This window comes from Agaribacter marinus (assembly GCF_030160655.1).
GTDB lineage: Bacteria > Pseudomonadota > Gammaproteobacteria > Enterobacterales > Alteromonadaceae > Glaciecola > Glaciecola marina.
The window spans coordinates 486,564-510,885 of the sequence record NZ_BSOT01000006.1 but is presented as its reverse complement, the minus strand read 5'-3'; the positions used below and the strand labels follow the sequence as shown (position 1 = coordinate 510,885).

Annotated in this window: 24 protein-coding genes; 7 read left to right on the top strand and 17 right to left on the bottom strand. The window is 43.3% G+C overall.

The window, feature by feature from the left end:
• Positions 1-86 precede the first annotated feature (86 nt).
• On the top strand, positions 87-2,336 hold the full coding sequence (locus QQK00_RS13040) for a TonB-dependent hemoglobin/transferrin/lactoferrin family receptor (protein WP_284218015.1): 2,250 nt from the start codon (positions 87-89) through the stop codon (positions 2,334-2,336).
• Positions 2,337-2,377: 41 nt separating this feature from the next.
• Here the strand turns inward: QQK00_RS13040 and QQK00_RS13035 are convergent, their stop codons facing one another.
• Complete coding sequence (locus tag QQK00_RS13035; protein ID WP_284218014.1) at positions 2,378-3,238, bottom strand: substrate-binding periplasmic protein; 861 nt, start codon at positions 3,236-3,238, stop codon at positions 2,378-2,380.
• A gap of 190 nt (positions 3,239-3,428) precedes the next feature.
• Between QQK00_RS13035 and QQK00_RS13030 the strand changes: the two genes are divergently transcribed.
• The 3 genes from QQK00_RS13030 to QQK00_RS13020 all read left to right on the top strand — a co-directional run bounded on the left by QQK00_RS13030 (position 3,429) and on the right by QQK00_RS13020 (position 6,270).
• Positions 3,429-4,280: a hypothetical protein gene (locus QQK00_RS13030; RefSeq protein WP_284218013.1), complete on the top strand. Its 852-nt coding sequence runs from the start codon at positions 3,429-3,431 to the stop codon at positions 4,278-4,280.
• A gap of 194 nt (positions 4,281-4,474) precedes the next feature.
• A complete protein-coding gene (locus QQK00_RS13025) occupies positions 4,475-5,779 on the top strand; it encodes a DsbA family protein (protein WP_284218012.1) in 1,305 nt (434 codons plus the stop codon).
• Positions 5,780-5,814: 35 nt separating this feature from the next.
• The gene (locus QQK00_RS13020; RefSeq protein WP_284218011.1) at positions 5,815-6,270 is read left to right on the top strand and encodes a methylglyoxal synthase; all 456 of its coding nucleotides are present in this window, start codon (positions 5,815-5,817) and stop codon (positions 6,268-6,270) included.
• A 7-nt stretch (positions 6,271-6,277) separates the two neighbouring features.
• Here the strand turns inward: QQK00_RS13020 and QQK00_RS13015 are convergent, their stop codons facing one another.
• Positions 6,278-8,665, bottom strand: a complete 2,388-nt coding sequence (locus QQK00_RS13015) for an Ig-like domain-containing protein (protein WP_284218010.1) — start codon at positions 8,663-8,665, stop codon at positions 6,278-6,280.
• Positions 8,666-8,828: 163 nt separating this feature from the next.
• Between QQK00_RS13015 and QQK00_RS13010 the strand changes: the two genes are divergently transcribed.
• The 3 genes from QQK00_RS13010 to moeB are packed head-to-tail and all read left to right on the top strand — an operon-like array spanning position 8,829 to position 10,975.
• Positions 8,829-9,704, top strand: coding sequence for a glucosamine kinase nucleotide-binding domain-containing protein (locus QQK00_RS13010; RefSeq protein WP_284218009.1), 876 nt, complete (start codon positions 8,829-8,831; stop codon positions 9,702-9,704).
• Positions 9,705-9,763: 59 nt separating this feature from the next.
• Entirely contained in the window at positions 9,764-10,168 is a 405-nt protein-coding gene (locus tag QQK00_RS13005; RefSeq protein ID WP_284218008.1) for a GFA family protein, read from the top strand.
• 51 nt (positions 10,169-10,219) lie between these two features.
• Positions 10,220-10,975 carry a molybdopterin-synthase adenylyltransferase MoeB gene (gene moeB / locus QQK00_RS13000; RefSeq protein WP_284218007.1) on the top strand — a complete coding sequence of 252 codons (756 nt, stop codon included), beginning with the start codon at positions 10,220-10,222 and terminating at the stop codon, positions 10,973-10,975.
• A gap of 5 nt (positions 10,976-10,980) precedes the next feature.
• Here moeB and QQK00_RS12995 read toward each other — a convergent pair whose 3' ends face one another.
• The 15 genes from QQK00_RS12995 to QQK00_RS12925 form a co-directional block, all read right to left on the bottom strand.
• The gene (locus QQK00_RS12995; RefSeq protein WP_284218006.1) at positions 10,981-11,733 is read right to left on the bottom strand and encodes an SDR family oxidoreductase; all 753 of its coding nucleotides are present in this window, start codon (positions 11,731-11,733) and stop codon (positions 10,981-10,983) included.
• A gap of 33 nt (positions 11,734-11,766) precedes the next feature.
• The gene (locus QQK00_RS12990) at positions 11,767-11,946 is read right to left on the bottom strand and encodes a hypothetical protein (RefSeq protein WP_284218005.1); all 180 of its coding nucleotides are present in this window, start codon (positions 11,944-11,946) and stop codon (positions 11,767-11,769) included.
• Positions 11,947-11,995: 49 nt separating this feature from the next.
• Entirely contained in the window at positions 11,996-12,607 is a 612-nt protein-coding gene (gene ureG / locus QQK00_RS12985) for an urease accessory protein UreG (RefSeq protein WP_284218004.1), read from the bottom strand.
• Positions 12,608-12,655: 48 nt separating this feature from the next.
• Entirely contained in the window at positions 12,656-13,327 is a 672-nt protein-coding gene (locus QQK00_RS12980; protein WP_284218003.1) for an urease accessory protein UreF, read from the bottom strand.
• A 22-nt stretch (positions 13,328-13,349) separates the two neighbouring features.
• On the bottom strand, positions 13,350-13,808 hold the full coding sequence (gene ureE / locus QQK00_RS12975; RefSeq protein ID WP_284218002.1) for an urease accessory protein UreE: 459 nt from the start codon (positions 13,806-13,808) through the stop codon (positions 13,350-13,352).
• 122 nt (positions 13,809-13,930) lie between these two features.
• Positions 13,931-15,634: an urease subunit alpha gene (gene ureC, locus QQK00_RS12970; RefSeq protein ID WP_284218001.1), complete on the bottom strand. Its 1,704-nt coding sequence runs from the start codon at positions 15,632-15,634 to the stop codon at positions 13,931-13,933.
• A complete protein-coding gene (locus tag QQK00_RS12965; protein WP_284218322.1) occupies positions 15,635-15,940 on the bottom strand; it encodes an urease subunit beta in 306 nt (101 codons plus the stop codon). It abuts the gene before it with no gap.
• 44 nt (positions 15,941-15,984) lie between these two features.
• A complete protein-coding gene (locus QQK00_RS12960) occupies positions 15,985-16,287 on the bottom strand; it encodes an urease subunit gamma (RefSeq protein ID WP_284218000.1) in 303 nt (100 codons plus the stop codon).
• A 50-nt stretch (positions 16,288-16,337) separates the two neighbouring features.
• Positions 16,338-17,225 (bottom strand): urease accessory protein UreD, encoded by an 888-nt coding sequence (locus QQK00_RS12955; RefSeq protein WP_284217999.1) that lies wholly within the window; start codon positions 17,223-17,225, stop codon positions 16,338-16,340.
• A gap of 1 nt (position 17,226) precedes the next feature.
• Positions 17,227-17,922, bottom strand: a complete 696-nt coding sequence (urtE, locus tag QQK00_RS12950) for an urea ABC transporter ATP-binding subunit UrtE (RefSeq protein WP_284217998.1) — start codon at positions 17,920-17,922, stop codon at positions 17,227-17,229.
• Positions 17,923-18,816: an urea ABC transporter ATP-binding protein UrtD gene (urtD, locus tag QQK00_RS12945; RefSeq protein WP_284218321.1), complete on the bottom strand. Its 894-nt coding sequence runs from the start codon at positions 18,814-18,816 to the stop codon at positions 17,923-17,925. It lies immediately after the preceding gene.
• Positions 18,816-19,973, bottom strand: a complete 1,158-nt coding sequence (gene urtC, locus QQK00_RS12940; protein WP_431307742.1) for an urea ABC transporter permease subunit UrtC — start codon at positions 19,971-19,973, stop codon at positions 18,816-18,818. The genes urtD and urtC overlap by 1 nt, the downstream gene beginning before the upstream one ends.
• Positions 19,974-20,017: 44 nt before the next feature.
• Complete coding sequence (urtB, locus tag QQK00_RS12935; protein ID WP_284217996.1) at positions 20,018-21,676, bottom strand: urea ABC transporter permease subunit UrtB; 1,659 nt, start codon at positions 21,674-21,676, stop codon at positions 20,018-20,020.
• 120 nt (positions 21,677-21,796) lie between these two features.
• A complete protein-coding gene (gene urtA / locus QQK00_RS12930; RefSeq protein ID WP_284217995.1) occupies positions 21,797-23,080 on the bottom strand; it encodes an urea ABC transporter substrate-binding protein in 1,284 nt (427 codons plus the stop codon).
• Positions 23,081-23,120: 40 nt separating this feature from the next.
• Positions 23,121-24,110: an outer membrane beta-barrel protein gene (locus tag QQK00_RS12925; protein ID WP_284217994.1), complete on the bottom strand. Its 990-nt coding sequence runs from the start codon at positions 24,108-24,110 to the stop codon at positions 23,121-23,123.
• Positions 24,111-24,322: the final 212 nt, after the last annotated feature.

The following is a 24,322-nucleotide window of genomic DNA, read 5'->3' as shown; positions in this document are numbered from 1 at the left end:
ATCACATAATTTTGTTGCAAATAATAATAGTTATCATTAGCATTAAATGCAAATAAAAATTGTTCTTATTTAGAAAAAGAGAAATTATGCAATCTTACAATTCCAAGCCTTTTGCTGTACTGGCGGCAATATCCCTCTCCATGCACTTTCCAGCTAACGCAGATGCGCTAGACGGAGTCGAAGCGCTGGAAGTCATTACCGTCAGTGGGACAAAAACTAAAAGAGAGATTAACGAAATTGCTGCAACCGTTACACAAGTTACTAGCGAACAAATAGATTCGCTCGCGTCCACGAATATCCGTGACATTTTGCGCTATGAACCCGGCATTAGTGTTGAAGGAAATGGCAGATTTGGGCTTGCGGGCTTTAATATTCGCGGCATTAATGGTGATCGCGTTTTAATCTTGTTGGACGGAGTACCGATTGCTGACGAATTTTCATTTGGCCCCAATTTGTCTGCACGTAGAGACTTTGTAGATATCGATTTAATTAGCACTGTCGATATTGTTAGAGGGCCAGCATCGACGCTTTATGGCAGTGATGCTATTGGCGGCGTAGTGGCGTTTAGAAGTAAATCTCCAAACGAATTAATCGCTGACGACAAAGATACCGCCATACGACTGAAAAGCGGCTACAATAGTCAGTCAAATACTTTCTCCTCAAATATCACCTATGCCGGTACGCATAACGACTGGCAATGGCTATTAAATGCTGGCATCCGCGACGGCGAAGAAACACAAAGTCACTTCTCTGAACAGAAAGACATGAATGGTCAAGAAATTAGAGGATCAAATCGCAACAGCGCAAATCCACAAGACAATAATGCCCACTCCGCATTGGCAAAAGTCATCTATCAACCCTCCGTCTCACACGCCTTTACGTTTACGACAGACTACCAGCGGCAAGATAGCAAAACCACACTACTCTCTGATGCCGGTACTGTATCTCGTGGCGTCTTAACACTAAATAGTGAAGGTGACGACGAGCAAACCCGGCACAGATTGCTGTTAAACTATGTATATCAGCCACAGCATTCACACCTTAAACGGGTTGACTTAAGTGTATTTTCTCAGCAATCTGATACCTTGCAACATACGAACATGCTTAGAAGCAGCCCAAGCACCCAACCACCCACCGTCACATTTAGACAACGTGATAGCAAATTTAAGCAAGACGCGATAGGCACAAACCTGCAATTCGATCATAGTTTTGACCTCGCGGGTGAGCACTATTTAATTTATGGAGCAAGTTGGCAGCAAACGGATTCTGAATCCATTCGAGAAGGCGCTACACTAAACACGGCCAGCAACACATTGGAAAGAGAATTTTCAATCTTTCCAGCACGTGACTTTCCCATATCGACCTTGACTGAAAAAGCCATATTCATCCAAGACGAATATCAGTTACTAAATGGAAAAATTAGACTAAGCCCAGGGTTACGCTATGATATGTTTACGCTTTCTCCAAATAGCGATTCAATATTTTCAAATGCTAATCCAGGTGTTGACATTGTGCCGGTTGAAGAAGAAGAGCTCACAGGTAAGTTTGGCGCAATATACAACCCAAACGAGACCCTCTCACTTTGGGCTCAATATGCTGAAGGCTTTCGTATTCCGCCAATGGACGATGTTAATGTTGGCTTTACTAACTTTGCTGGTGGCTATACATCTTTAGCTAATCCAGACTTATTACCAGAATCAGTCACAAGCTGGGAATTTGGCCTCAGGACGTCTTTCAAGGCAATTGACTTCTCGTTCAGCGCATATAGGAATGCATACAAAAACTTTATTGAATCGCTTGCGGTCAAAGGGTTTAACCCCACAAGTAACTTACTAGAATTTCAGGCCAAAAATATTGATGACGTTAAGATAAATGGCGTAGATTTACATGCGACTTGGATCATCGGAGAAACATTTGATGTCTTTAACAACTGGCAAGCAAGATTCAGCACATCGCATCAATCGAGTGAAAACACTGAAACTGGCGCAGAACTATCTTCAGTGTTGCCAGCGCAGTCGGTGTTGGGAATTCAATACGGCGAAGTAGATAGTGTTTGGCACCTGGAGTTTATCGCCTCTCACACAGCGCAAGCGCCTATACAAGAAAATGCGTCGCCTGATACCGTGTTGTTTAGAGCGCCATCCTTTACAACCTTCGATTTACTCGGACACTATCAATTGCGACCAAATATTCGAATTAACCTTGGCGTATTTAATCTGACTAACAACAAATACTGGCTTGCATCAGAAGTGCTCGGTCGTGACAGAAGTGCTAACCTCAATCGTTTCACGTCACCTGGTCGCAATTTTTCGACAAATTTGATTGTTAGTTTTTAGCGCATCGACGCACCTTACATTTGGCACATACTATGCGTAAATCAGTGAATATCTAGGCCACCATAACGTTTAGTCAACGCTTCCAAATCACCTGATTGTTGCAATTCGAACAGAGCAATATCAAACGCACGTTTGAAATCCCTTGAAAAGGGGTATAGCTCTGATTCGAATGCTTTGGACGAATATGCTAAATAGGCGTTCTCTTGCGCTATCGACGCTGAAATTACCGGATGAATATCCGTCTGTGGATCAAATCTACCTGACGCCACTAGCAGCTTTTTAGCTTTATGAAACGCAAACCTTTCAAACAACGCGCAATCAAGAGACCCTTTGACAATCATTGCCAACGCAGTTTCGATATTAGGTATTTCTAAAAACCGCACGTACGCAAGATTTTCGGCACTGCGCACTGCATTACGCAACCAACCATCGTAACCTTTTATATTACCAACCAACTTACCTTTAAAATCTTTTGGCCACTGCGCATTAGTTGTAACGCTAGTTTGCTCAGAAACACTCAATCCAATATTGTCATCGTTTGTACTCCCACACACCAACACGACTTCTTCTTCATGAAGAGGGATTGAATAAGGGTACAAATACGGCTGAGTATGTCCGTGGAAATATGAACCTAATATGGCAAAACCGTTTCCGTCTTTAAGTTTGTCGCGGGCCACGCTCCATTTATCGGGCACTAACTCTATGTCGTAATCAACTAAACGTTCATCGATTTTTGTGATTAAATCAACGTAAAAACCCTTTAAAGTCTTACCGTCAAGGTAACTAAATGGTGGATAGTACCCATCAGTATGAATCACAATTTTGGTTTTTTCAGGAGAAGCAACACTCGCAGTAATACCAAGAAAATAGATAACAAGTAAACAACACATCTTTATTTTCAACTTGCAAACTCCTTATTTATGACCTTAATAGATATATAGTAACAACACCGATCCGCACAAACAAAAAAATATGTTCATGTGTGCTACCAAAAGACCTTTTTGAATAGATTGATTTTTATGTGTAATTAGTCTAAAAATATACAGTGTGCCGGATTGTCCTATTTGTGCGCTGTAGAGGAATAATGACGGTATGAAAAGAATTTGGGGAATATTGCTGCTTGTTGTTGCGTTTGAAGCGCTATCAGTGGACAAGGTTGTACTCTGGAATAGAAATTACGACAAACCCTATGTACGCGAAGCATTGCGCAATATATTTGAGCTTTCAAAAGAAGAGTATGGTGACTATACGCTTGAGCCTAGCCAGCCGACCGAACAAGGCAGGGCTTTTGCAGATTTAATTAATGGTAACCGTCAAATAAATCTCATGCTCGCGGGTGTCAACAGAGAACGCGAAGAAAAAGCAAGCGCTATCTATTTACCTTTGGATCGAGGCTTATTGGGCTTTCGCGTATGTATGGTAAGAAAAGAACAAGCTGACTTTTCCTACGTACGTACATTAGAAGACTTTAAAAGTAACGATATTTTAGTTGGTCTAGGGACGCATTGGCCGGACAAAAATATATTTTCAAATCATGGCTTAAAATCGATTAATAACCCTGTGTACCGCAACTTATTTCCAATGCTGCGAGAAAAGCGCTTTGATTGTTTGTCTAGAAGTATTGTTGAAGTCGATCAAGAACTAATTGAGTACGCAGAAGACGAATTTAAGATAGAACCTGCCCTAATTTTTATTTATCCCTTTGGGGATTTTATGTTTGTGAAATCTGAAAATATACGCTTAAAAGAACGCATCGAATATGGTATGTCTAAAGCGCTAAAAGACAATAGCTTTTATGAAATCTTCGATAAACATTATGCCGACATATTACAACTTCATGGCATGTATAACCGGAGATTACTTTTTTTAGAAAATAAAGACATGTCACAAGAGGCCTTGCTGTCAATCAACCAATTCGGCATTGCGAGCTTCTTAGTAAACTAAGGTAAATAAGCCTGACAATTATCTGACGCCATAACCATCGCACTAGTCGACGTTTAAAAAGCATACAAATCATCACGTTTTTATAACGTTTAAACGCAAGATATTTAGTCAAATAATAAACTTTGGTAGTATCAAACGATATCACTTCTCACATGTCTCTACTAAGCCCACATATGCGTATTAAGCGAAGGATAATGCCTTACATTGCCAAAGGAATTGGCGGTAAACTTGCCCAGACAATACAGCATAAATCTGCCGAAATTGAATCAAAATTGAGAGGCAATTGGCCTATGATTGAGGTATATCTTCAAGTAGGCGACCCATACAGTCAATTGTTACTTGAGTATCTCGCGCACCATTTTGCAGATGACATTAGCAGTAGCAGAAATGACGTAAACAAACTCAACATAACAATACGTTGGATAGTAGATAAAGAGCAGGACATGTTTCCTGAACCAGTGATGCTCCAAAAATATGCGCGGCAGGATGCCCATTACCTTGCAGATAAATTTGGCCTGAAGCCACCAATAGAGCTGCCACTCACCGCTAGTCATCAACGTACGCTCAGTTTCTATCTGGAAACAATAACAAAGCGGCCTTATACAACCCAAGACAACATGGAAGTATTGTTAAAAGCCTTACATCATTTCACCTTAAACCCTACATTAATCCCTGACTTAGGTAACAAATTAGCGTATGCCAAACGCTCATGCGACTACAATGCCATGAATTTGATTAATCGAGGGCATTACAATAGCGCGATGCTTTACTTTGCTGGTGACTGGTATTGGGGCCTAGACAGGCTTTCATACCTGAGCGCCCGACTTGGGATATCGGATAGACAAACGCAATCCACAGAACTAAAAACTGATGAACGAGCATATGCCACGCGTACAAGCCTACAAGTCGATAATGCTGGCTCATCTCCAATCATCTTATATTGGTCAGCCCGAAGCCCCTACTCTTATCTTGCGCTTATGCGGCTTATTAATATTGGCCGAAAGTACAAACGACGCATCGAGATAAAACCCGTATTACCGATGGTAATGCGAGGTGTACATGTCCCAAAGCGCAAAAAAATGTACATATTTAGAGATACCCTAAGAGAGTCACAAAAACACAAGATACCTTATGGCTTTGTCGCAGACCCGCTTGGCACTGCCGTTGAAAACTGCTATGCCTTGCTGGACTATGCAAGAAGTCAAGGACGATACATTGAGTTTTTAGTCAGCTTTTCCAAGGCGGTTAATGCGCAAGGTATTCACGCTGACAATGAAAGTGGCATGTACCAAATCGTCAAGACCGCTGGGCTAGACTGGCAAATAGCCAAACAGCACTTACACAATAACCGCTGGCGTATAGAAGTTGATGCAAACCTAAAAGAAATGTATTCATTAGGGGTTTGGGGTGTACCGAGTATTCAATTTGAAAATATAGTCGTATGGGGGCAAGATAGATTGGATAGAATAGAAGAAGCCATCATTAACGACCCTCGTTAATCGGGCAAATAATTTAAGGCATTGTGACTAACTTTATGGAATACACCCAAGCACTAGCACCTAAAACCAAACGTATAGCGCTAGTCGCGCACGACCATATGAAGGATACCTTGACACAATGGTGCCTCAAACATAAAGCGAATTTGGCAAAACAAACACTCTGTGCAACAGGGACCACCGGCCAACGAATAAAAAAAGCAACGGGCTTGGAGGTAGCGCCATTGCTCAGTGGACCAATGGGTGGTGATCAACAAATAGGTGCCAAAATTGCTGAACAGACACTGGATATTTTGATATTTTTTTGGGACCCGTTAGCCTCTATGCCACATGATCCTGATGTAAAAGCCTTGCTGAGAATAGCCGCTGTATGGAATATTGCAGTTGCCTGTAATCCCACTAGCGCTGACTATTTAATCACATCGTCATTAGTAAACACGTCTTATGATTACCGCGTACCTGATTACTCAGCATACGCGGCAGGAAGAGAGTAACGACTGACTATTGCTCTGTTCCAATAATGGCATATTCAAGCGCGCGTCTAGACATGTTATCTGGTGCGCGGAAGAGCATGTATCGCCCTTTCGCCTGAATTGGTGTATCGCCACCATCAAAATCTCTTATCCATTGGGTATCGTTTTTGTTCGCCAAATTTTGACCCGAATTGAAATTAATGGACGTTTCCAGGATCCCATCATTGATACTATCAATGTCGTCATCCCACCAAACTTCCGCATAAGGCGTGTGATCACCGCCACTCCATGGCCTATATAAAGTATGAGTTTCAACAATACTGATGTTTGCCCAATTGTCGCCCAAGTCGATATAGCCAACTCTGCCACTGTAGTATGGCGCATTGTTTCCTGACACCGCATTACTTAATATGCCATCTGAATATTCTGGCGTGTCATCAAAAGCATGTTGCATAGGGAAGTAACCACTACCTTCAGCTTTGCCCGCTGCAAACGGTTGAATTAAGGTTAAATCTGCTGCGGGAGGCGGCGGTGGTGGTATTTGTTCATCTACCTCCCACCCAATAATCGCATACTCAAGCGCACGATTGGACATTGCCTCGGGTGCCTGAAGAATCAAATAGCGTGCTTTGGGCGCAATAGGATTTTGTATAAAATTACCGTCAAGCGCCCATTGCCTATCACCATGCGCTACCAAATTTGTTGCGCTATTAAAGTTTAATTGTGACTCCACAACACCATCGTCGTTCACGGCATCGCTATCGTCATCCCACCACACGCTTTGATATGGCGTTTGTTGACCGCCACTCCAAGGCCTGTAAAGCGTCCATGTTTTCGTAATTCGCACATTAAACCAGTTTTCACCAAAATCAATATACCCAAAGCGACTGGAATAATAGGGTGCCGAACTGCCGCCAGCGACAAGTTCTGGTGTGCCATCGTCTACGTAACTTGGTTGGTCGTCAAACGCCATCTCTAGCGGAAAATACCCACCGTTAGTCACTTTTCCAGCACCTGCGACAGTAATTAGACGTTCAGTACCCGCTGGCAGCGGATTAAGTGGGTCGACAATCAATGTAATACGAGCAGACGCTGTTTGAGCACCTTGGTTGTCTTCCGCCACCGCATGAAGTTGATTTACACCATACGACAAATCGTCAATAGTAAACTCATACGGCTGCGTGTCGCTTACTGCACTAAGTTCATCATTCACATAAAGTGATACTTGCTGAATATCACCATCGCTATCAAACGCATCCACGGCAACAACAACATCTTGTCCTTCAACAAAGCGATCGCCAGTACTCGGTGAAACAATCGTCGCACTTGGCAGCGCATTAACGGGCAACACTGCTTCAATCGTTATTTGCTTAGATTTGGTGTTGCCATCTAAGTCAGTGGCAATTATGTTTATGGTATATGTGCCTGAATTTAAGGTGCTGAAAAGGTCATAATTTAGTTGATAGCTGTTGTCACCTAATGCAACTGTTTCAATGAGATCATTCGCTACGCCACTTACCTCACTAACATCTGCGACCACCGACTGAATGCCAATTAATTCTCCAGATTCATCAATCACGTTTGCATTTATTTGAATAGAAGTAACGTCTGATGTGATGACATTCGGCGACGCACTTGCAGTACTAATTGAAATGCCTGTACCTTGATTAGAAAAAGACAGTAACCAATCCCATTGTTGCATGTTTTTGAATACACGTGTCCACGCATTGTGCCCGCCGGTATCCTGTAAATCGTATACAACGTTAGTCGCACCAGCATTAATCAGCCGATTGTAATACCCTTGCGAGCTCTTATAAGAAATCGTCCCATCATCTTTATTATGGCTTAAAATGACTGGAATATTGCTCTGCGCTAATCCATCAATATTTACGCCACCCGCGTAACCAGCAGCTGAAACCAAACCTGCAATAGTATCAGCATGTCTCTCAGCATATAATCGAGCGCCTTTGCCACCTTGAGATAAACCGGCAACATATTCTCTGGTTGTATCAATACGATTGTTTGCACGGACATGAGACATGATTTCTTCTAGGTATGGTGCCTGAGACAATGAATCCATCGACCACCTAGCTAATGGGGATACGATAATAAATGGAAAATTCCAATCTCGCTCAACCAAACCGGGTAAAAACCCACCTTTTGATTTTAGTAGGCTTGGACTTGTCCCATTTTCGCCAGCCCCGTGTAAAAACAACACAACAGGAAACGCTTTATCCGTTTCCTGTTCATAGTCTTCCGGGTAATATATAAGATAACCGGTAGATACAACACGATAAGGGTCACCTGGGACGTGGGTTTGTAGTAGCACCTCAAATTGACGTTCTTTTGGTGTTGATGCGTATGAGTTTATAGTACCAAAGACTATAAAACCTAATACAAGCAGTCGAATAAGCATATTTATTCCTTTTATTGGTAGTATTTTATACTTTACTCTACATTGTTTTAATTACATATTTGCGTTTATAAAATACTAACTGCGTATATAAATTGAAAAGTAAAGACATCATCGGACATTTTTAACGCAAATACGCAATTTTCACGATTTCACGGACTCATAAATGAAAAAGCCAAATTTCTATCTAGGCATTGATGGTGGCGGTACCAAAACAAAAGCACGATTAGAAGATGCTGACGGCAAGCTGTTAGGGGAAGGTATAGCGGGTGCGTCTAATTTGGTACGAGGTGCCACGCAAGCGATAGACGCATTTTTATCAGCCTCACAATTAGCCTTTGAAGATGCAAACATTGATCCCGCACTTTTTAGTGATACTGCGGCTTGTATTGGTGTTGCTGGCGCGACAGTTGAACCCCATGCATCTGATGTTAAGCAATGGCAACACCCGTTTAAACAGTTAAAAATAACTACCGATTTACATATCGCACTGGCTGGAGCGCACAATGGCAGTGATGGCGCTGTCATCATCACCGGCACCGGGTTTTGTGCAGGTATTCAACACCTCGGCCACTATGAAGAAATTGGCGGGCACGGATTGTTATTAGGCGATGGCGGAAGTGGCGCAAAATTGGGCCTGACAGCAATAAGACTGACGCTTGAAGCCTTGGATGGTGTAATCGCCCATACGCCATTAACGCAACACATATTGCAATCATTTAACTGCGAGGATGCAAAAACGCTCGTCACTTTGAGCATATCCAAACACCCCTCATTTTTTGCCTCCCTAGCGCCCATCGTATTTGAATACGCAGACAAAGGCGATGCCATAGCGATGCAAGTAGTGACGGAAATCGCGACATTTACTGGGCGATACATTCACAGGCTAATGGACATTAAAAAAGTACGCTTGAGTATCATTGGCGGTATTTCGAATGCCCTTATGCCGTATTTGGCAAAGGATGCTCGCGCCTTGTGCAGTCCTAGTTTATCCGAGCCTGACCTCGGGGCTGTTCTGCAGGCTAGATCAATGGTTAAATAAGTACTTGGGCAGATACAAACGCTAATTAAGCGCCTTTACCAAATTATCTAGGAGTAATGATGAGTAAAATAAAAGGGAGTTGCCTTTGTGGTGACGTAACATTTGAATGTGAAAATACGTTCATGCAATTTCATTTTTGTCACTGCCAACAATGTCAAAAAACTACTGGGTCTGCACATGTCTCTAACTTGTTTACGGCTGTTGACAACATCACTTGGTTGTCAGGGCAAGAGCAAGTTAAACGCTTTGATGTGCCTGGCCGGTCATTAACCAGCAGCTTTTGTGCGACGTGTGGCTCACCTACGCCCTATGTATCCAGTTCAGGCAAAGCCCTTATAGTACCGGCAGGCAGTTTAGATGACGCCCCTAGCATTGCCCCCCAAGACAATATTTTTTGGTCAGAGCGCGCCAATTGGTACGAAAAGGGATTAAATGCTGAAAAATTCACAGGATTTCCTGAGTGATGGTGAGCCATCTATATGCAAAAGCTAACGCGTCATTCTGAGTGCTAGTGCATGAAAAAAACGCTCAGTACACAACAAGCCATGCGATACAGTCGCCATATATTGCTGTCAGGCTTCGATTTAGATAGACAGGAAATATTGATCAACGCCAATGTCGCGATTATTGGCGTCGGCGGTTTGGGTTGCGCAGCGGCGCAATACCTTGCGGCATCAGGTGTGGGCAAATTAACCATCGTTGATGATGACGTTGTCGAAAACACCAACTTACAGCGTCAAGTGCTTCACACTGAATCGGCCATTGGCTTAAAAAAAGTCGACTCTGCGTATACCTCGTTAACTAAGCTCAATAGTGAAATCGACATTACCTGTATAGATAAACGTCAAAGCGAAACTGAATTGATGGGCTTAGTGAAAACACATGATCTCATTGTCGACTGTAGCGACAACATCGAGACTAGAAACCTCATCAATAAGTGTAGTTATGCCAAGAAGACGCCACTGGTATCAGGTGCGGCCATTCGAATGGAAGGGCAAGTATTTTGTGTTGTTCCCGAGCAAGGTTCCGCTTGTTATGCTTGCATCAGCCAGTTTTTTGGCGAGCAAAACCTTAGCTGTGTTGAATCTGGTGTCATGTCACCACTTGTAGGTGTAATAGGCGCAACACAAGCAATAGAAGCGATAAAAATACTCACAAACTACGGCACTCCAGCCATTAACAAGTTATGCCTATACGATGCAATGACAGCTAAATGGAACGAGTTTGCCGTTAAGCGTTCAGATAGTTGTTCGGTGTGTGGGAAGACTTAAATACCTTACAAACCGCCTGTAACATCAATAAAGCTGCCCGTTGTGTAAGCGGCTTCTTCTGACGCCAACCAGTAAATGGCGTTAGCGACCTCTGCGGGTTGCCCCCCTCGTTGCAATGGGATTTTGCGACTTAAGCGAGTTACGCGTTCTGGCTCTCCACCATCGGCATGAATAGCAGTATGAATCATGCCTGGGCGCACACAATTCACTCGAATCCCCTGATTTGCAACCTCTTTTGCGAGTCCAATTGTGAAGCTATCAATAGCCCCCTTCGATGCAGCGTAATCAATGTATTCATTAGGTGAACCAGACTTAGCGGCACCTGACGATACATTGACAATCGCACCACCGCTACCACCATAGGAAGTTGACATTCGACTAACCGCTGCTTTGGCACATAACAATTGACTGGTGACATTTGTTCGTAATATTTGGTTAATACGATCCTCGTCTATATCAATCAACGACGCTTGCGGCTTAAGGATCCCAACATTGTTTACAAGGACATCAATTCTGCCTAGCTGATTATCAATAAAGTTAAAAAGTCGCTCAACCCCCTCACCAGTCGACACATCGGCCTTACACAAATACGTACATTCAAGCTCAGCATTCAAGGCTTTTTGCAATTGCATTGCCGCAAAATCATTCGACGAGTAATTGATACAGACGAGAAACCCTTTTTGAGCAAATAGTCTCGCGCTCGCCGCTCCAATGCCACGACTTCCACCTGTAACTACAACAACTTTTTTATCCATCAACACTCAAACGAGTAAATATGCGCTAACGCCCATTTAATCAGAGTTTTTCATTTTACGATACATCCGCAAACCAAAATATCCGCATAACGCCACTACAACGATCAAGGCAATATGTGACATCAGGTGCAAAGTACTGTCACTGACTAGGTGGTCATGATGAGCGAAAGCAGACCCTGACGACAATATTAACAACATAAGTATAAAAAATTTCATTGGTATCTCCGTATGTGTAATTGGTATAACCTTTATTATGCATGGCACGCTAGACGCCCAACATGCCTTCTTTTTCAATAAAAGCAATAATGTCTTGTAAGCCCTGTTCGGTTTTCATATTGCTAAAAATAAACGGCTTGTCGCCTCGCATTTTGCGCGTATCTCTGTCCATGACATCCAGTGATGCACCAACCAAGTCAGCGACATCTATTTTATTGATGATGAGTAAATCCGATTTAGTAATGCCCGGCCCACCCTTTCTAGGTATTTTGTCACCCGCAGAAACGTCGATCACATAGATAGTCAAATCAGACAACTCAGGACTAAATGTCGCGCTTAAGTTGTCACCGCCGCTTTCTACTAACACAAAATCTAAATTGTCATGGCGTGTTTGCAATTCTTCTATTGCGGCCAAATTCATCGAGGCGTCTTCTCGAATGGCGGTATGCGGACAGCCCCCCGTTTCTACACCTAAAATTCGATCAGCCGACAGCGCATCATTTTTTGTCAAAAACTCTGCGTCTTCGCGTGTATAAATATCATTGGTCACTACGGCCATATTGTACTTGTCTCTCAACGCCAGACACAGTTGACGCAACAATGCGGTTTTACCCGAACCTACAGGTCCACCTACGCCAATTCTTAATACTTGTTTTTTCATTTTGTTTGCCAATATTATGTTCGTTAAATCTATTTTTATTCGCTAATTTTACGACCTAAATAGTCGAGAATACTGTGTTTCATGCCATGCGCTAGCCATTGCCAAATGAGGTAAGCTACCGCCAATTTCATCATCACTTAGTTGATTAGCAATCGCTAACCACGTTCGGATCTCATTATTTAATCCAAACAATAAATTTTGAGCTTGGGTTTGACCTAAGGGAACGAGCTTGGTCGCCGCCGCGACTTGGTTATCTATAACGGTCCAGCAATAGCCGCTTTGTGCTTGAAGTAAATCGATTTCAAACAAATACGCTGCGACAGTGAATGCACTTACAAAACTGATATCCGCTTGTGCAAAAAGCACCTCGTAGGGCCTTGTATCAATCGCATCCAATTGATTTAATAAACGCACTAGCGCTTTTCCCATCGCTGTATCTGCTAGTAAAAGTTCATTGCTTTCTCTGCATGCAAGCAGATGTTGATTCCAGTAAAGCAATTGGCTCAGATCGTGTTTTTCTATGGCCATATACAAACGCTTAAGTATGGCGACATCAGTCCTTACAACTGATTCACGCATATTCAATGTTACCCAACTGGCGGTTTCTGCCTGATTTTTAATCCAGCCGTTTTCAATCGCAAACTCTAAACCTTGTGAAAACGAGAATCCACCCACGGGCAGATTCGCACTACAAAGCTGAAGTAAGCGATTGATATTCATGGGATTTACTTGCATGATAGTATTAGTGTTCGTGGGAATGCGTATGTGCATGCGCGCTCTTACCATACGCGCCATTTTCAGGTTCGAATACGGCGGGCGATGCATCAACACATAAACCAAACATTTCGACCAATTCATCGAGTACATGATCAGGCTTGTAACGTAGCCACAATTCACCCACTTGCAACACCGTATGTCGATTTCCCAAATGGTAACAAGCCTTTGCAAATGTTAACCAATTGTCTGTACTCGCAGTACTCACCGGTTCTTCAGCACCAATCACTTGTATTTGTTTGCCGCACTCAGTCTTAAGTATTTCGCCCACAAGCAAGGGGTGACCGCGTTCCATAAAAATACCAATGCTTTGACCACTGTCAGTCGTCCCCTTAATCCGCGCTTTCTTGCGCGTATCATGATCCAGTGTAATGGTATCAGCGATAGGATCATGTGTGTGATCATAGCGCTCATATGCTTTAAGCATTTATTACTCCAATTACGTTTTTCATTGTTACAAATACACGTTAAATGTCCTTGCTAAAGTCGACGCTATTGCTCGACAATAACAATAGCAACTAACTACTCTCCCTATTTATAGGAGTGCGACTAAAAAAGAGTATAACGTTGTGCTAGGGGCAAAGATGTCGCCGGTTCACAGCGCAATAGCTCGCCGTTTGCACGCACTTCATAGGTTTGCGGATCTACCTCTACTTTAGGCGTCCACGCATTGTGTATCATATCTTTCTTACCAATATTGCGCGTGTTCTTGCATATTCCCACCATTCTTGTCATGCCGATATCGGCAGGCACACCCGCATTCACCGAGGCCTGCGACATAAAGGTCATTGACGTATTCGCTGCAGCACTGCCGTAAGACCCAAACATCGGCCGATAGTAAACGGGCTGCGGTGTCGGAATAGACGCATTTGCATCACCCATCGGCGCCGCCGCAATAAAGCCTGATTTAATAATCATCGACGGTTTAATGCCAAAAAATGCAGGTTTCCACAAGACTAAATCCGCTAATTTACCGACTTCAATCGAGCCCACTTCATGGCTGATACCATGACTAATGGCAGGGTTTATCGTGTATTTAGCAATGTAGCGCTTTAGTCTAAAGTTGTCGTTGCGTTCAGTGTCTGGTGCAAGCGGCCCGCGCTGTTGTTTCATTTTATGGGCGGTTTGCCATGTCCGCGTGATCATCTCTCCCACGCGTCCCATGGCCTGAGAATCAGAGGCAATCATGCTGATAGCCCCTAAGTCATGCATAATGTCTTCTGCGGCGATGCTCTCTTTACGAATTCGGGAGTCCGCAAAGGCGATATCTTCTGGGATAGATGGATCTAAGTGGTGACACACCATGAGCATGTCCAAATGCTCATCAACCGTATTAATAGTATAAGGACGCGTAGGATTGGTTGATGAAGGTAATACATTGTCTTCACCACACGCGCGAATGATATCTGGCGAGTGGCCGCCACCAGCCCCCTCAGTATGATAAGTATGAATAGTCCGCCCTTTAAATGCACCTAGGGTGTCTTCCACAAAACCAGATTCATTCAAGGTATCAGTATGAATAGCAATTTGCACATCATAACGCTCTGCTACCGATAGACAATTATCAATAGCGGCAGGCGTTGTTCCCCAATCCTCATGGAGTTTGAGACCACAAACTCCCGCTTCAATTTGCTCTTCTAGTGCCAACGGTAAACTGGCGTTACCTTTCCCTAAAAAGCCAAAGTTCATCGGGAAATCATTGGTCGCTTGCAACATTTTATGGATATTCCACGGACCCGGTGTACATGTAGTCGCATTAGTACCCGTTGCAGGGCCAGTCCCTCCGCCAATCATTGTCGTCACACCAGACATCAACGCTTCATCAATTTGCTGAGGGCAAATAAAGTGGATATGCGCATCTATACCGCCGGCCGTCAAAATTTGCCCCTCGCCTGCAATAACTTCAGTCCCAGGGCCAACTTCAATATCAATGTTGTCTTGCACATCGGGGTTTCCGGCCTTGCCAATAATCGCAATGCGGCCGTCCTTTACACCGACATCTGCTTTCACAATGCCCCAATGATCGAGTATCAAGGCATTTGTAATCACCAAATCAACGGTATCTTTGCATGATGCTTGGCTCTGTCCCATGCCGTCTCGGATGACCTTACCTCCACCAAACTTTACTTCTTCGCCGTAAGTAGTGAAGTCTTTTTCAACCTCTAACCATAAATCGGTATCTGCCAGCCGCACGCGGTCACCCACCGTTGGACCGAACATATGCGCATAAGCGTGCTTATCTATAGTCGCCATCTACAAATCTCCCTGTATATCACCACGAAAACCAAATACTCTGCGTTTCCCTTGATATGCCACCAAGGTTACTTCTCGCGTTTGCCCCGGTTCAAAACGCACTGCTGTGCCCGAGGTAATATCTAATCGGAAACCCTTAGTTTTTTCGCGCTCAAAAGAAAGCGCGGCATTCACTTCGTAAAAATGATAGTGAGAACCGACTTGTATTGGTCTGTCACCCGTGTTGGCAACAACGACATTCGTTTTTTCGCGGCCTTGATTGAGTTCGTGCTCGCCAGCATCTGTCTTAATTTCACCGGGGATCAACATGTTTATTCTCCGTTATAACAAACAGCCTAATATAATGGCTGTCAAACAATGGGGTTGTGCACAGTAACTAGTTTGGTACCGTCCGGAAACGTCGCCTCTACTTGCACTTCAGGTATCAACTCGGAAATACCTTCCATCACTTGATCACGACCCAATAATGTACGGCCGTAATCCATTAACTCCGCGACCGTTTTACCGTCTCTGGCACCTTCAATTATTTCCATTGAAATGTATGCCATCGCTTCAGGGTAATTAAGCTTTAACCCTCTATTAAGACGACGTTCAGCTAATAATGCCGCGGTAAATATTAGTAATTTATCTTTTTCTCTTGGTAGCAAATCCATACAATTCTCTGCTCTATTTTCAATAAAGGTGCCATCTACACCCCCTCATATTATGTGTACCAAATACGGGGGTTTACTGCCGTTTTTTGCATGACTATTGGACGCAAAATTTGCCATAACTCAGTAAAAAGCGCTTTGCATTCCTCAGCATTATCGCCAAGATAACGCATCACAAGTAGCCCTCGTATTTTTGTAATGCTCACTTTACCTTCAGCGTCATTCTCACTTACTACTGCACGAAGACTATCAATCGACTGTTCTAACGCGCTTTTTTGATCTGAATCCAAGGGCACATGCGCTAAAAACGTCGCAAACACATGTTTTGCGTTAAGCCCAGCAACATGATTAAAAATATCATTATTTGGGTGTACAGCAATACGATCATGAAAAATTAATTCATCATCACAAAACACACGATTAAGTTGCGTGAAGCTGCCACTTTTAAAAGGCTGTGTTGAAGAGGGCAAACCCAAACAGGTGATATCCCAGCCCAGATACGATGCGTTCTTATGTAAGTAGATATCCACTTCATTAACGCCGTCAGCACCATCGTAAACGATGGTTTCTAAAGGAAAGTTCTCACATTTAGCGTCTTTGGCTAGTCTAAATTCGACGTGTTGATACTGTTTCGAATCACCAATAGAAATGTCTTCTCGCGCCCGGTAAAAACGATTTGCGCCCGGGGTAGTAATAAGTGCATGAGCTCCTTCAAGCACGTCGATGGAAATGCGGAGTTCATCACCTGAAACAATGCCAGCAGGAGGATGCAAAAGGTATACGTGAGCACAGTCTTTTCCTTCTGGAAAAAACGCTCGCTGCACGTTGAGTGGGCCATGCCGCTTGGTGTTTAGTAGTTGCGTACCTACGGCAGTATCACCAAACCTTAAATATAAAGATGCTTGCCATGCATTTTTCAAGTTCTCTTGCGCAAGATTCATATTAAACGGCTAGGTACTGGCTCACTAGGTCATCATTTAAATCAGCCATTAGGCCACTTGACATCACATGTCCTTTTTCCATTAGTACAAATTCTTCACCGACAGCGCGAGCAAAAGGTAGCTTTTGTTCAACTAGCACAATAGTAATCCCTTGTTCGCGATTGAGTTTAAGTAAGACATCCCGAATGAGTTGCACGATATTTGGCTGAATACCTTCATTAGGCTCATCCAAAATAAGTATCTCTGGATTTAACACCAATGCACGTGCGATCGCTAACTGCTGCTGTTGCCCACCCGATAAATCACCACCGCGGCGTTGCAGCATTTCTTTTAATACAGGAAACAACTCATAAATATGTTCTGGTATTAACTTACTTTTCTGGCGCGCGCAATTCAAACTAATTTTAAGGTTTTCTTCTACGGTAAGCTGACCAAATATATGCCTACCTTGGGGCACATAACCTACGCCAATATCAGGACGCGATTCCACTGACTTTTTTACCATATCAACGCCGTTAATCGTTAATGTCCCTTCGGCGATCGGCAGTATACCCATGATAACTTTAAGTAAAGTTGTTTTACCGACCCCGTTTCGCCCCATAATACAGGTACGAGAGCCTTTCTTTACGTTTAAATTAAGATCCCAAAGAATCTGAGTACCGCCGTATTTTTGATTTACCTTAGCTAGTTCAATCATTTAACCTTCCTTACTGCTTGAGGCTTCAATGTATTCTTCACCACTTTCTGATGGGTAGCCTTCGCTGTTGTCGTCACCACTATCTTCACCACTATCCTCACCAAGGTACACTTTAATAACCTCGGGATTAGATTGCACTTCTGACATACTCCCCTCGGCAAGCACACTTCCTTGGTGTAACACCGTGACCGTGCGCGCAATTGAGCGTACAAATGCCATGTCATGCTCAACAACGACGACAGAATGCTCACCCGCTAAAGACGTTAATAGCTCAGCGGTTCTTTCGGTTTCTTGGCCTGTCATGCCTGCCACCGGCTCATCAACCAACAATACGCGCGGCTCTGCTGCTAGCAACATACCTATTTCAAGCCATTGTTTCTGACCATGAGACAACCTTTCGGCCATATAAAATGCTTCGTTGGTTAAGCCGATAGTCCGCAATATTTCGTCAATACGGTCTCGCTGTTCACCCGTTAACTTGCCAAACAACGAGGTCCAAATGCCTTTGTCGCCAGCTAAACTAAGTTCAATATTTTTGTACACCGAAAGTGCTTCAAACACCGTCGGTTTTTGAAATTTACGACCAATCCCCACTCTCGCTATTTCAGACTCATCTAACTGTAAAAGATCGACTTGTTGCCCAAAATTTACTTTACCCGTGTCTGGACGAATTTTACCGGTGATAACATCCATCAATGTCGTCTTACCTGCACCATTTGCGCCGATTAAGCAGCGTAGCTCACCGTCATTGATATAAAGGTTTAAGTCATTTAGGGCTTTAAATCCGTCAAAACTTACGCTCACGTCTTCGACGTATAAAATGACGCCATGACGCGTATCCGGCTGTACATTGTCAGTGGCGGTTATGGGGGTGCCAGCTTTATCAACGATCATCATTGTCCCCCTGCGCGTGGCGCTTTCAATGTACCTTGCTCTTCGCTTTGTGCATTATTTTTATTGGTTTTGTTGTCGTTGGTGTTGGCATCGAGACCAAAACGTCTTGCAACACCTGGCAACGCACCGGCAATCCCTTTAGGGAAAAGCAAGGTAACTAGGACAAACAATCCGCCTAAGGCAAACAACCAAGCCTCTGGCATAATTGCGGTAAATCGTGTTTTAGCATAACTCACCAAAATAGCACCAATAATCGCCCCATATAGGGTATAGCGACCACCAATTGCCACCCACACCACAATTTCAATCGAGTTTAGCGGTGAAAACTCACCCGGGTTAATAATACCGACCTGCGGTACATATAATGCGCCAGCCACACCCGCGATCATTGCCGAGACAACAAAAATCCAGACTTTGTAATATTCGGGCTTGTACCCAACAAACCGCACACGGCTTTCAGCGTCGCGCGTTGCCGTAATTATCGCCCCCAATTTTGATTTAACAATGTAGTTACTTACCCAATAAGCAATGGCAAGTGCAATCGCAGTAACAACAAAAAGGCCTAATTTAGTGTGCGGGTCTTGCAATGAAAAACCGGCTATTTCTTTAAAATCCGTGAGGCCATTGTTGCCACCAAAGCCCATTTCGTTGCGGAAAAACGCCAACATCAACGCATAGGTCATTGCCTGCGTCATGATGGAGAGATATACACCGCTTACACGCGATCTGAACGCCAACATACCGAAGACGAAAGCGAGTATTCCTGGCGCCACAAATACCATGAGTACCATCCACAGAAAACTAGAAGAGCCAGCCCAATACCAAGGCAACTCTGTCCAATTCAAGAAAACCATAAAATCTGGTAATTCTGCGTTGCCGTACACTCCTCGGTCGCCAATTTGACGCATGAGGTACATGCCCATGGCGTAGCCACCTAAACCAAAAAAGGCACCATGACCTAGACTCAAAATTCCACAATAGCCCCAAACTAAGTCCACCGCTAACGCGAGCAAGGCATAACACAAATACTTACCAAATAGGCTCACGGTGTAGTCAGATACATGCAAAAAGCTTGACTCGGCAAACGCCAAGTTGCAAAAACTCACATAAATGGTGGCAACGAATAAAGTGCCAACCACAATATGTAAATGGCTCATTTTTCGAATTATTTCAACAAAGGTATGCGTCGTTTTCATATTCATTAATCTACCGCTCTGCCTTTTTGAGGAAACAATCCTTTCGGGCGTTTCTGAATAAATAGTACCAAGCCAACGAGGACTATGATGTTGGCGAGCACAGAGCCGGTAATTGGTTCGAGGAATTTATTTATTGAACCAAGCGACATTGCCGCCACTAACGTGCCCCACAAATTCCCTACGCCACCAAATACCACGACTAGGAATGAATCAATAATATACGCTTGCCCAAGGTTAGGCCCTACATTTGTCAATTGACTCAATACCACGCCTGCAATCCCAGCAATACCGGAACCAAGCCCAAATGTAATCGCGTCAACCCAATCACTTTTAATACTTAGCGCTTTAGCCATTTCCCGATTTTGCGAAACCGCTCTTACATGCAAACCTAAAGAGGATTTTTTTAGAATCATTAGTAAGGTAAAAAAGACCATAATTGCAAACAAAATGATGTATAGACGATTGAAGGTAAGTGAAAATACCGGGTTAATCTGCCATGATCCTGTCATCCATTCAGGTGACTGAACTTGTCGATTAAGCGGAGAAAAAACTGTTCGGACCAACTGCTGCAAGATTAAAGAAATACCAAAGGTGGCCAATAAGGTTTCCAGCGGACGACCTTTCAAGAAGCGTATAACCCCGCGCTCAATTAAAATACCAACGAGGCCTGTGACAACAAATGCCGCAGGCACCGCTATCAACAAAGAATATTCAATTAAATTAGGAAAAACTAACTGGACAACATAGGTAGTATAAGCGCCCAACATGATCATTTCGCCATGCGCCATATTGATGACACCCATCACGCCAAACGTAATCGCTAAACCAATGGCAGCAAGCAAAAGCACTGAGCCTAGACTCAAGCCAAAAAAGACATTCTCAATAAATTTGTAATTGCTGCGCTTACTTTCAATCGTAGCAATTGCTTTAGACATGGCAGTAAGCAGTTGTTCTTGTTCTTGCGTTTTTTCTGATGCCGACAATTCCTCACTTAAGGCACTCAGAGTATTTAATACAACAGGCTCCAGACTCGATTTTAAGCCAGCGACCGCAGACAACTGCTCATCAATCTTGCCATGCTTTAGCTGTTCAATTAGCAACACCGTCTGCATTAGATTAGCGACATCGGCATCTTTTTCCAAAGGTAACAATGACCGCATGGTATCTAGTGTTTCTTGTGAGGGCTTTTCAAGTAGTTGCTCTACGGCGCCGTAACGAGTTGATTTATCATCGTCTGTCAGGTCAATTTTGGCAATAAACGAGCGAATAGCGCTTCGTAAACGGTTATTAGATCTGATTTTTCGAATAGCCCGTTTTTTAACTGGCGCTAAGGCCTCGTCAGTTAGAATATTTGTTAATTGGTAATTCCCATCATTTTGTTTTTGGGCATTCACAAGCGTTTTATCTGATTTAAGGTAATATAAATCACCTGCCAGTAGTATTTGCAAAACCTCTCGTGTCTTGTGACTTTTTATCGCAGCAATGTTTTCAACCAAGGGCTGCATTTTGTTCAATTTGGTGTTGGGTAATTGATTGACTAATTCAATAAGTTCACTATCTATGCTACTCGATGCGGCTGTTGAATCTTTTGTATTTACATCGTCATCTGCGATGGCATACCAAGACACTAAACAGCAGAACAACACAGAAATAAATCGCCTCATTGTGTTTTCCTTTGTAATAAAAAATAACTGCAAAAAATAAAAAATGTCGTCCCTGACAAAAATGCAGCGAAAGGGAATTTACAAACCTTTCACTGCAACACACATAATTGAATCGTTAACTTAGAAGTTTTGACCTGAACACTTCGCCGTTTTTACATCATAGTTTCCGCATTTGATTGGTGCTGTCCAATCCGAAACTAAATTCATAGAACTAGGTAAGTAATCTGACCATGCGTCGCCAATAACAGTGTCTGGCGTTTCCCACACAACTTCAAATTGACCATCTTCTTGGATCTCACCAATTAATACTGGCTTAGACAAATGGTGATTAGGGTTCATAACCGCAACACCGCCAGTTAAGTTAGGTACAGCAACACCGATCATCGCTTGCTCAACAGCATCAACATCCGTTGTACCCACTTTCTCAACCGCTTTTGCCCACATCTTGAAACCAATATATGTCGCTTCCATCGGGTCGTTAGTCACGCGTTTTTCGTCGCCAATGAACGTCTTCCACGCAGCGATGAATTCGTCGTTTTCCTCTGATTCAACGCTTTGGAAATAGTTCCAAGCCGCTAAATGGCCAACAAGTGGTTTAGTATCAAAACCAGATAGCTCTTCTTCACCAACAGAGAAAGCAACAACTGGAATGTCTTCTGCCGAAATACCTTGGTTGCCTAGCTCTTTATAGAAAGGAATGTTTGCATCGCCGTTAATAGTAGATACAACCGCTGTTTTCTTACCTGCTGAACCAAACTTTTTAATATCAGATACTATGCCTTGCCAATCAGAGTGACCAAAAGGCGTGTAGTTGATCATGATATCTTCGTCTTTAACACCTTTCGCTTTTAAATAAGCTTCTAGGATTTTGTTTGTAGTACGAGGATAAACATAGTCAGTACCCGCAAGTACCCAACGAGTAGCACCGATGTCATTCATCAAATAGTCAACGGCTGGAATCGCTTGCTGGTTTGGCGCAGCACCGGTGTAAAATACATTTTTAGATGATTCTTCACCTTCGTACTGTACTGGATAGAATAGTAGACCGTTTAGCTCTTCAATCACTGGCAATACCGACTTACGAGATACCGATGTCCAGCAACCAAAAATAACGTCAACTTTTTCTTTTGCTAAGAGCTCACGCGTTTTCTCAGCAAAAAGCGGCCAGTTAGACGCTGGGTCAACGACAACAGCTTCAAGCTTTTTCCCAAGCAAGCCACCGGCTTTGTTTTGTTCTTCAATCATCATAAGCACAGTGTCTTTCAGTGTCGTTTCACTGATAGCCATAGTGCCTGACAACGAATGTAAAACGCCAACTTTAATGGTGTCTGCAGCAACAGCCACTTGTGCCATTAAGCTACTTGCAATAATCGAACTTGCGGCAATGAGTTTTTTCAATTTCATTTTGAGTTTCCTTAATTTTTTCTGGCTAAATTAGCTCAAATTAGAATGTAATTAGCGCTTCGACGGCGATGAAATCAGAATCAACGTCGTTTACTTCATCTAGACGATATTCGAATACCATCAATAAGTTGTCGCTAACCGTGATACTTGGAGAGATAGTAAAACCAGAAGCATCTTCATACGTTGCGCCAGTGGCCGTCTCAATTTCCCAATCGTGATAACGAAGTGTTAAACCAAAAGAATCAAATGCATAGTTACCCATCAGTAAGTAACCACTCGCTTCCGCATCAATACCTGCGCCACCAAACACATAAGCTGGTGCATTCTCAGACGTGTTGTATTCCGCCGCTAGCGTCAACGCGCCAGTAGAATAGCTCGCCCATAAGTTAACAAGCGTGGTATCTTCAGATGTGCCATCAAGGCTATCTGTAGAATAAAAGCCTTTAATTGTGATTTCTTCTGTTGGCATGATGGCCAGCATCGTTTCGAAGCCAGGTTGCTCTGAATCACGAGCTTCACCTTCTAGGTCACCTAAGTCATTTACCACTGAGAGCGCTACAGCAAAACCGTCGCCACTGTATATGCCCGAGACACCTTGTTGATATCCGCCATAGAAATAGGCAGCGTAACCGGTGCCAGAGTATTGAAATAAGCCCGTAGGTTCTTCAGTTTCCCAACCGGTGTAACTTAAAAAGCGACCCGCTTTAATGGAGAACTGGTCAGACACCGCGTAAGATACAAACGCTTGCTCGAGGTCAACTTCTTCGCCAGTGCCATTGTCTTGATATTCAATGTCAACTGTTGCTGATAACTTGTCGTCAAACTGATAACCAATATTAAATTCTACTTGGTCGATACCCGCAGATTGCTCAGAGCTGCCGCCATCAATGTCCGCATATGTCCAAGACATATCTACGAATCCACCGACAGTAAACTTATCACTGATTTCAGCTGATGCTGTGCCTGCCGCGCCCATCGCTAACAATAGACTTGCTGCAATCGGTTTTAATTTAGAATGTGTTCTTTTCATGGTTGTTTCCCTTTAAATGCGTAAAAAAATGTGTGTATGTGCTTTACGTAAATTAAAAACAGTCTTTGAATGTATGTTGACGAGTAGCAGTATCTCGATTTTGCAGCAAAGAAAATATGCGCAAAATAGCGAAATCGACTACGCACAATTACGCATATTGCCGATATTTTTTTTTGGATATAATCGCGAGAACACATTCGTTATAATCAAGC

Excerpts from the sequence above, each read along its gene's own strand:
- ureC (WP_284218001.1), bottom strand. The coding sequence starts at position 15,634 with ATGGCGACTATAGATAAGCACGCTTATGCGCATATGTTCGGTCCAACG.
- urtC (WP_431307742.1), bottom strand. The coding sequence starts at position 19,973 with ATGAGCCATTTACATATTGTGGTTGGCACTTTATTCGTTGCCACCATT.
- QQK00_RS13040 (WP_284218015.1), top strand. The coding sequence starts at position 87 with ATGCAATCTTACAATTCCAAGCCTTTTGCTGTACTGGCGGCAATATCC.
- QQK00_RS13015 (WP_284218010.1), bottom strand. The coding sequence starts at position 8,665 with ATGCTTATTCGACTGCTTGTATTAGGTTTTATAGTCTTTGGTACTATA.
- QQK00_RS13010 (WP_284218009.1), top strand. The coding sequence starts at position 8,829 with ATGAAAAAGCCAAATTTCTATCTAGGCATTGATGGTGGCGGTACCAAA.
- ureE (WP_284218002.1), bottom strand. The coding sequence starts at position 13,808 with ATGCTTAAAGCATATGAGCGCTATGATCACACACATGATCCTATCGCT.
- QQK00_RS13030 (WP_284218013.1), top strand. The coding sequence starts at position 3,429 with ATGAAAAGAATTTGGGGAATATTGCTGCTTGTTGTTGCGTTTGAAGCG.
- QQK00_RS13005 (WP_284218008.1), top strand. The coding sequence starts at position 9,764 with ATGAGTAAAATAAAAGGGAGTTGCCTTTGTGGTGACGTAACATTTGAA.
- urtB (WP_284217996.1), bottom strand. The coding sequence starts at position 21,676 with ATGAGGCGATTTATTTCTGTGTTGTTCTGCTGTTTAGTGTCTTGGTAT.
- QQK00_RS13020 (WP_284218011.1), top strand. The coding sequence starts at position 5,815 with ATGGAATACACCCAAGCACTAGCACCTAAAACCAAACGTATAGCGCTA.
- QQK00_RS12925 (WP_284217994.1), bottom strand. The coding sequence starts at position 24,110 with ATGAAAAGAACACATTCTAAATTAAAACCGATTGCAGCAAGTCTATTG.
- ureG (WP_284218004.1), bottom strand. The coding sequence starts at position 12,607 with ATGAAAAAACAAGTATTAAGAATTGGCGTAGGTGGACCTGTAGGTTCG.
- QQK00_RS12980 (WP_284218003.1), bottom strand. The coding sequence starts at position 13,327 with ATGAATATCAATCGCTTACTTCAGCTTTGTAGTGCGAATCTGCCCGTG.
- urtD (WP_284218321.1), bottom strand. The coding sequence starts at position 18,816 with ATGATCGTTGATAAAGCTGGCACCCCCATAACCGCCACTGACAATGTA.
- urtE (WP_284217998.1), bottom strand. The coding sequence starts at position 17,922 with ATGATTGAACTAGCTAAGGTAAATCAAAAATACGGCGGTACTCAGATT.
- QQK00_RS12990 (WP_284218005.1), bottom strand. The coding sequence starts at position 11,946 with ATGAAATTTTTTATACTTATGTTGTTAATATTGTCGTCAGGGTCTGCT.
- QQK00_RS12955 (WP_284217999.1), bottom strand. The coding sequence starts at position 17,225 with ATGAATCTTGCGCAAGAGAACTTGAAAAATGCATGGCAAGCATCTTTA.
- urtA (WP_284217995.1), bottom strand. The coding sequence starts at position 23,080 with ATGAAATTGAAAAAACTCATTGCCGCAAGTTCGATTATTGCAAGTAGC.
- moeB (WP_284218007.1), top strand. The coding sequence starts at position 10,220 with ATGAAAAAAACGCTCAGTACACAACAAGCCATGCGATACAGTCGCCAT.
- QQK00_RS13025 (WP_284218012.1), top strand. The coding sequence starts at position 4,475 with ATGCCTTACATTGCCAAAGGAATTGGCGGTAAACTTGCCCAGACAATA.
- QQK00_RS12960 (WP_284218000.1), bottom strand. The coding sequence starts at position 16,287 with ATGGATTTGCTACCAAGAGAAAAAGATAAATTACTAATATTTACCGCG.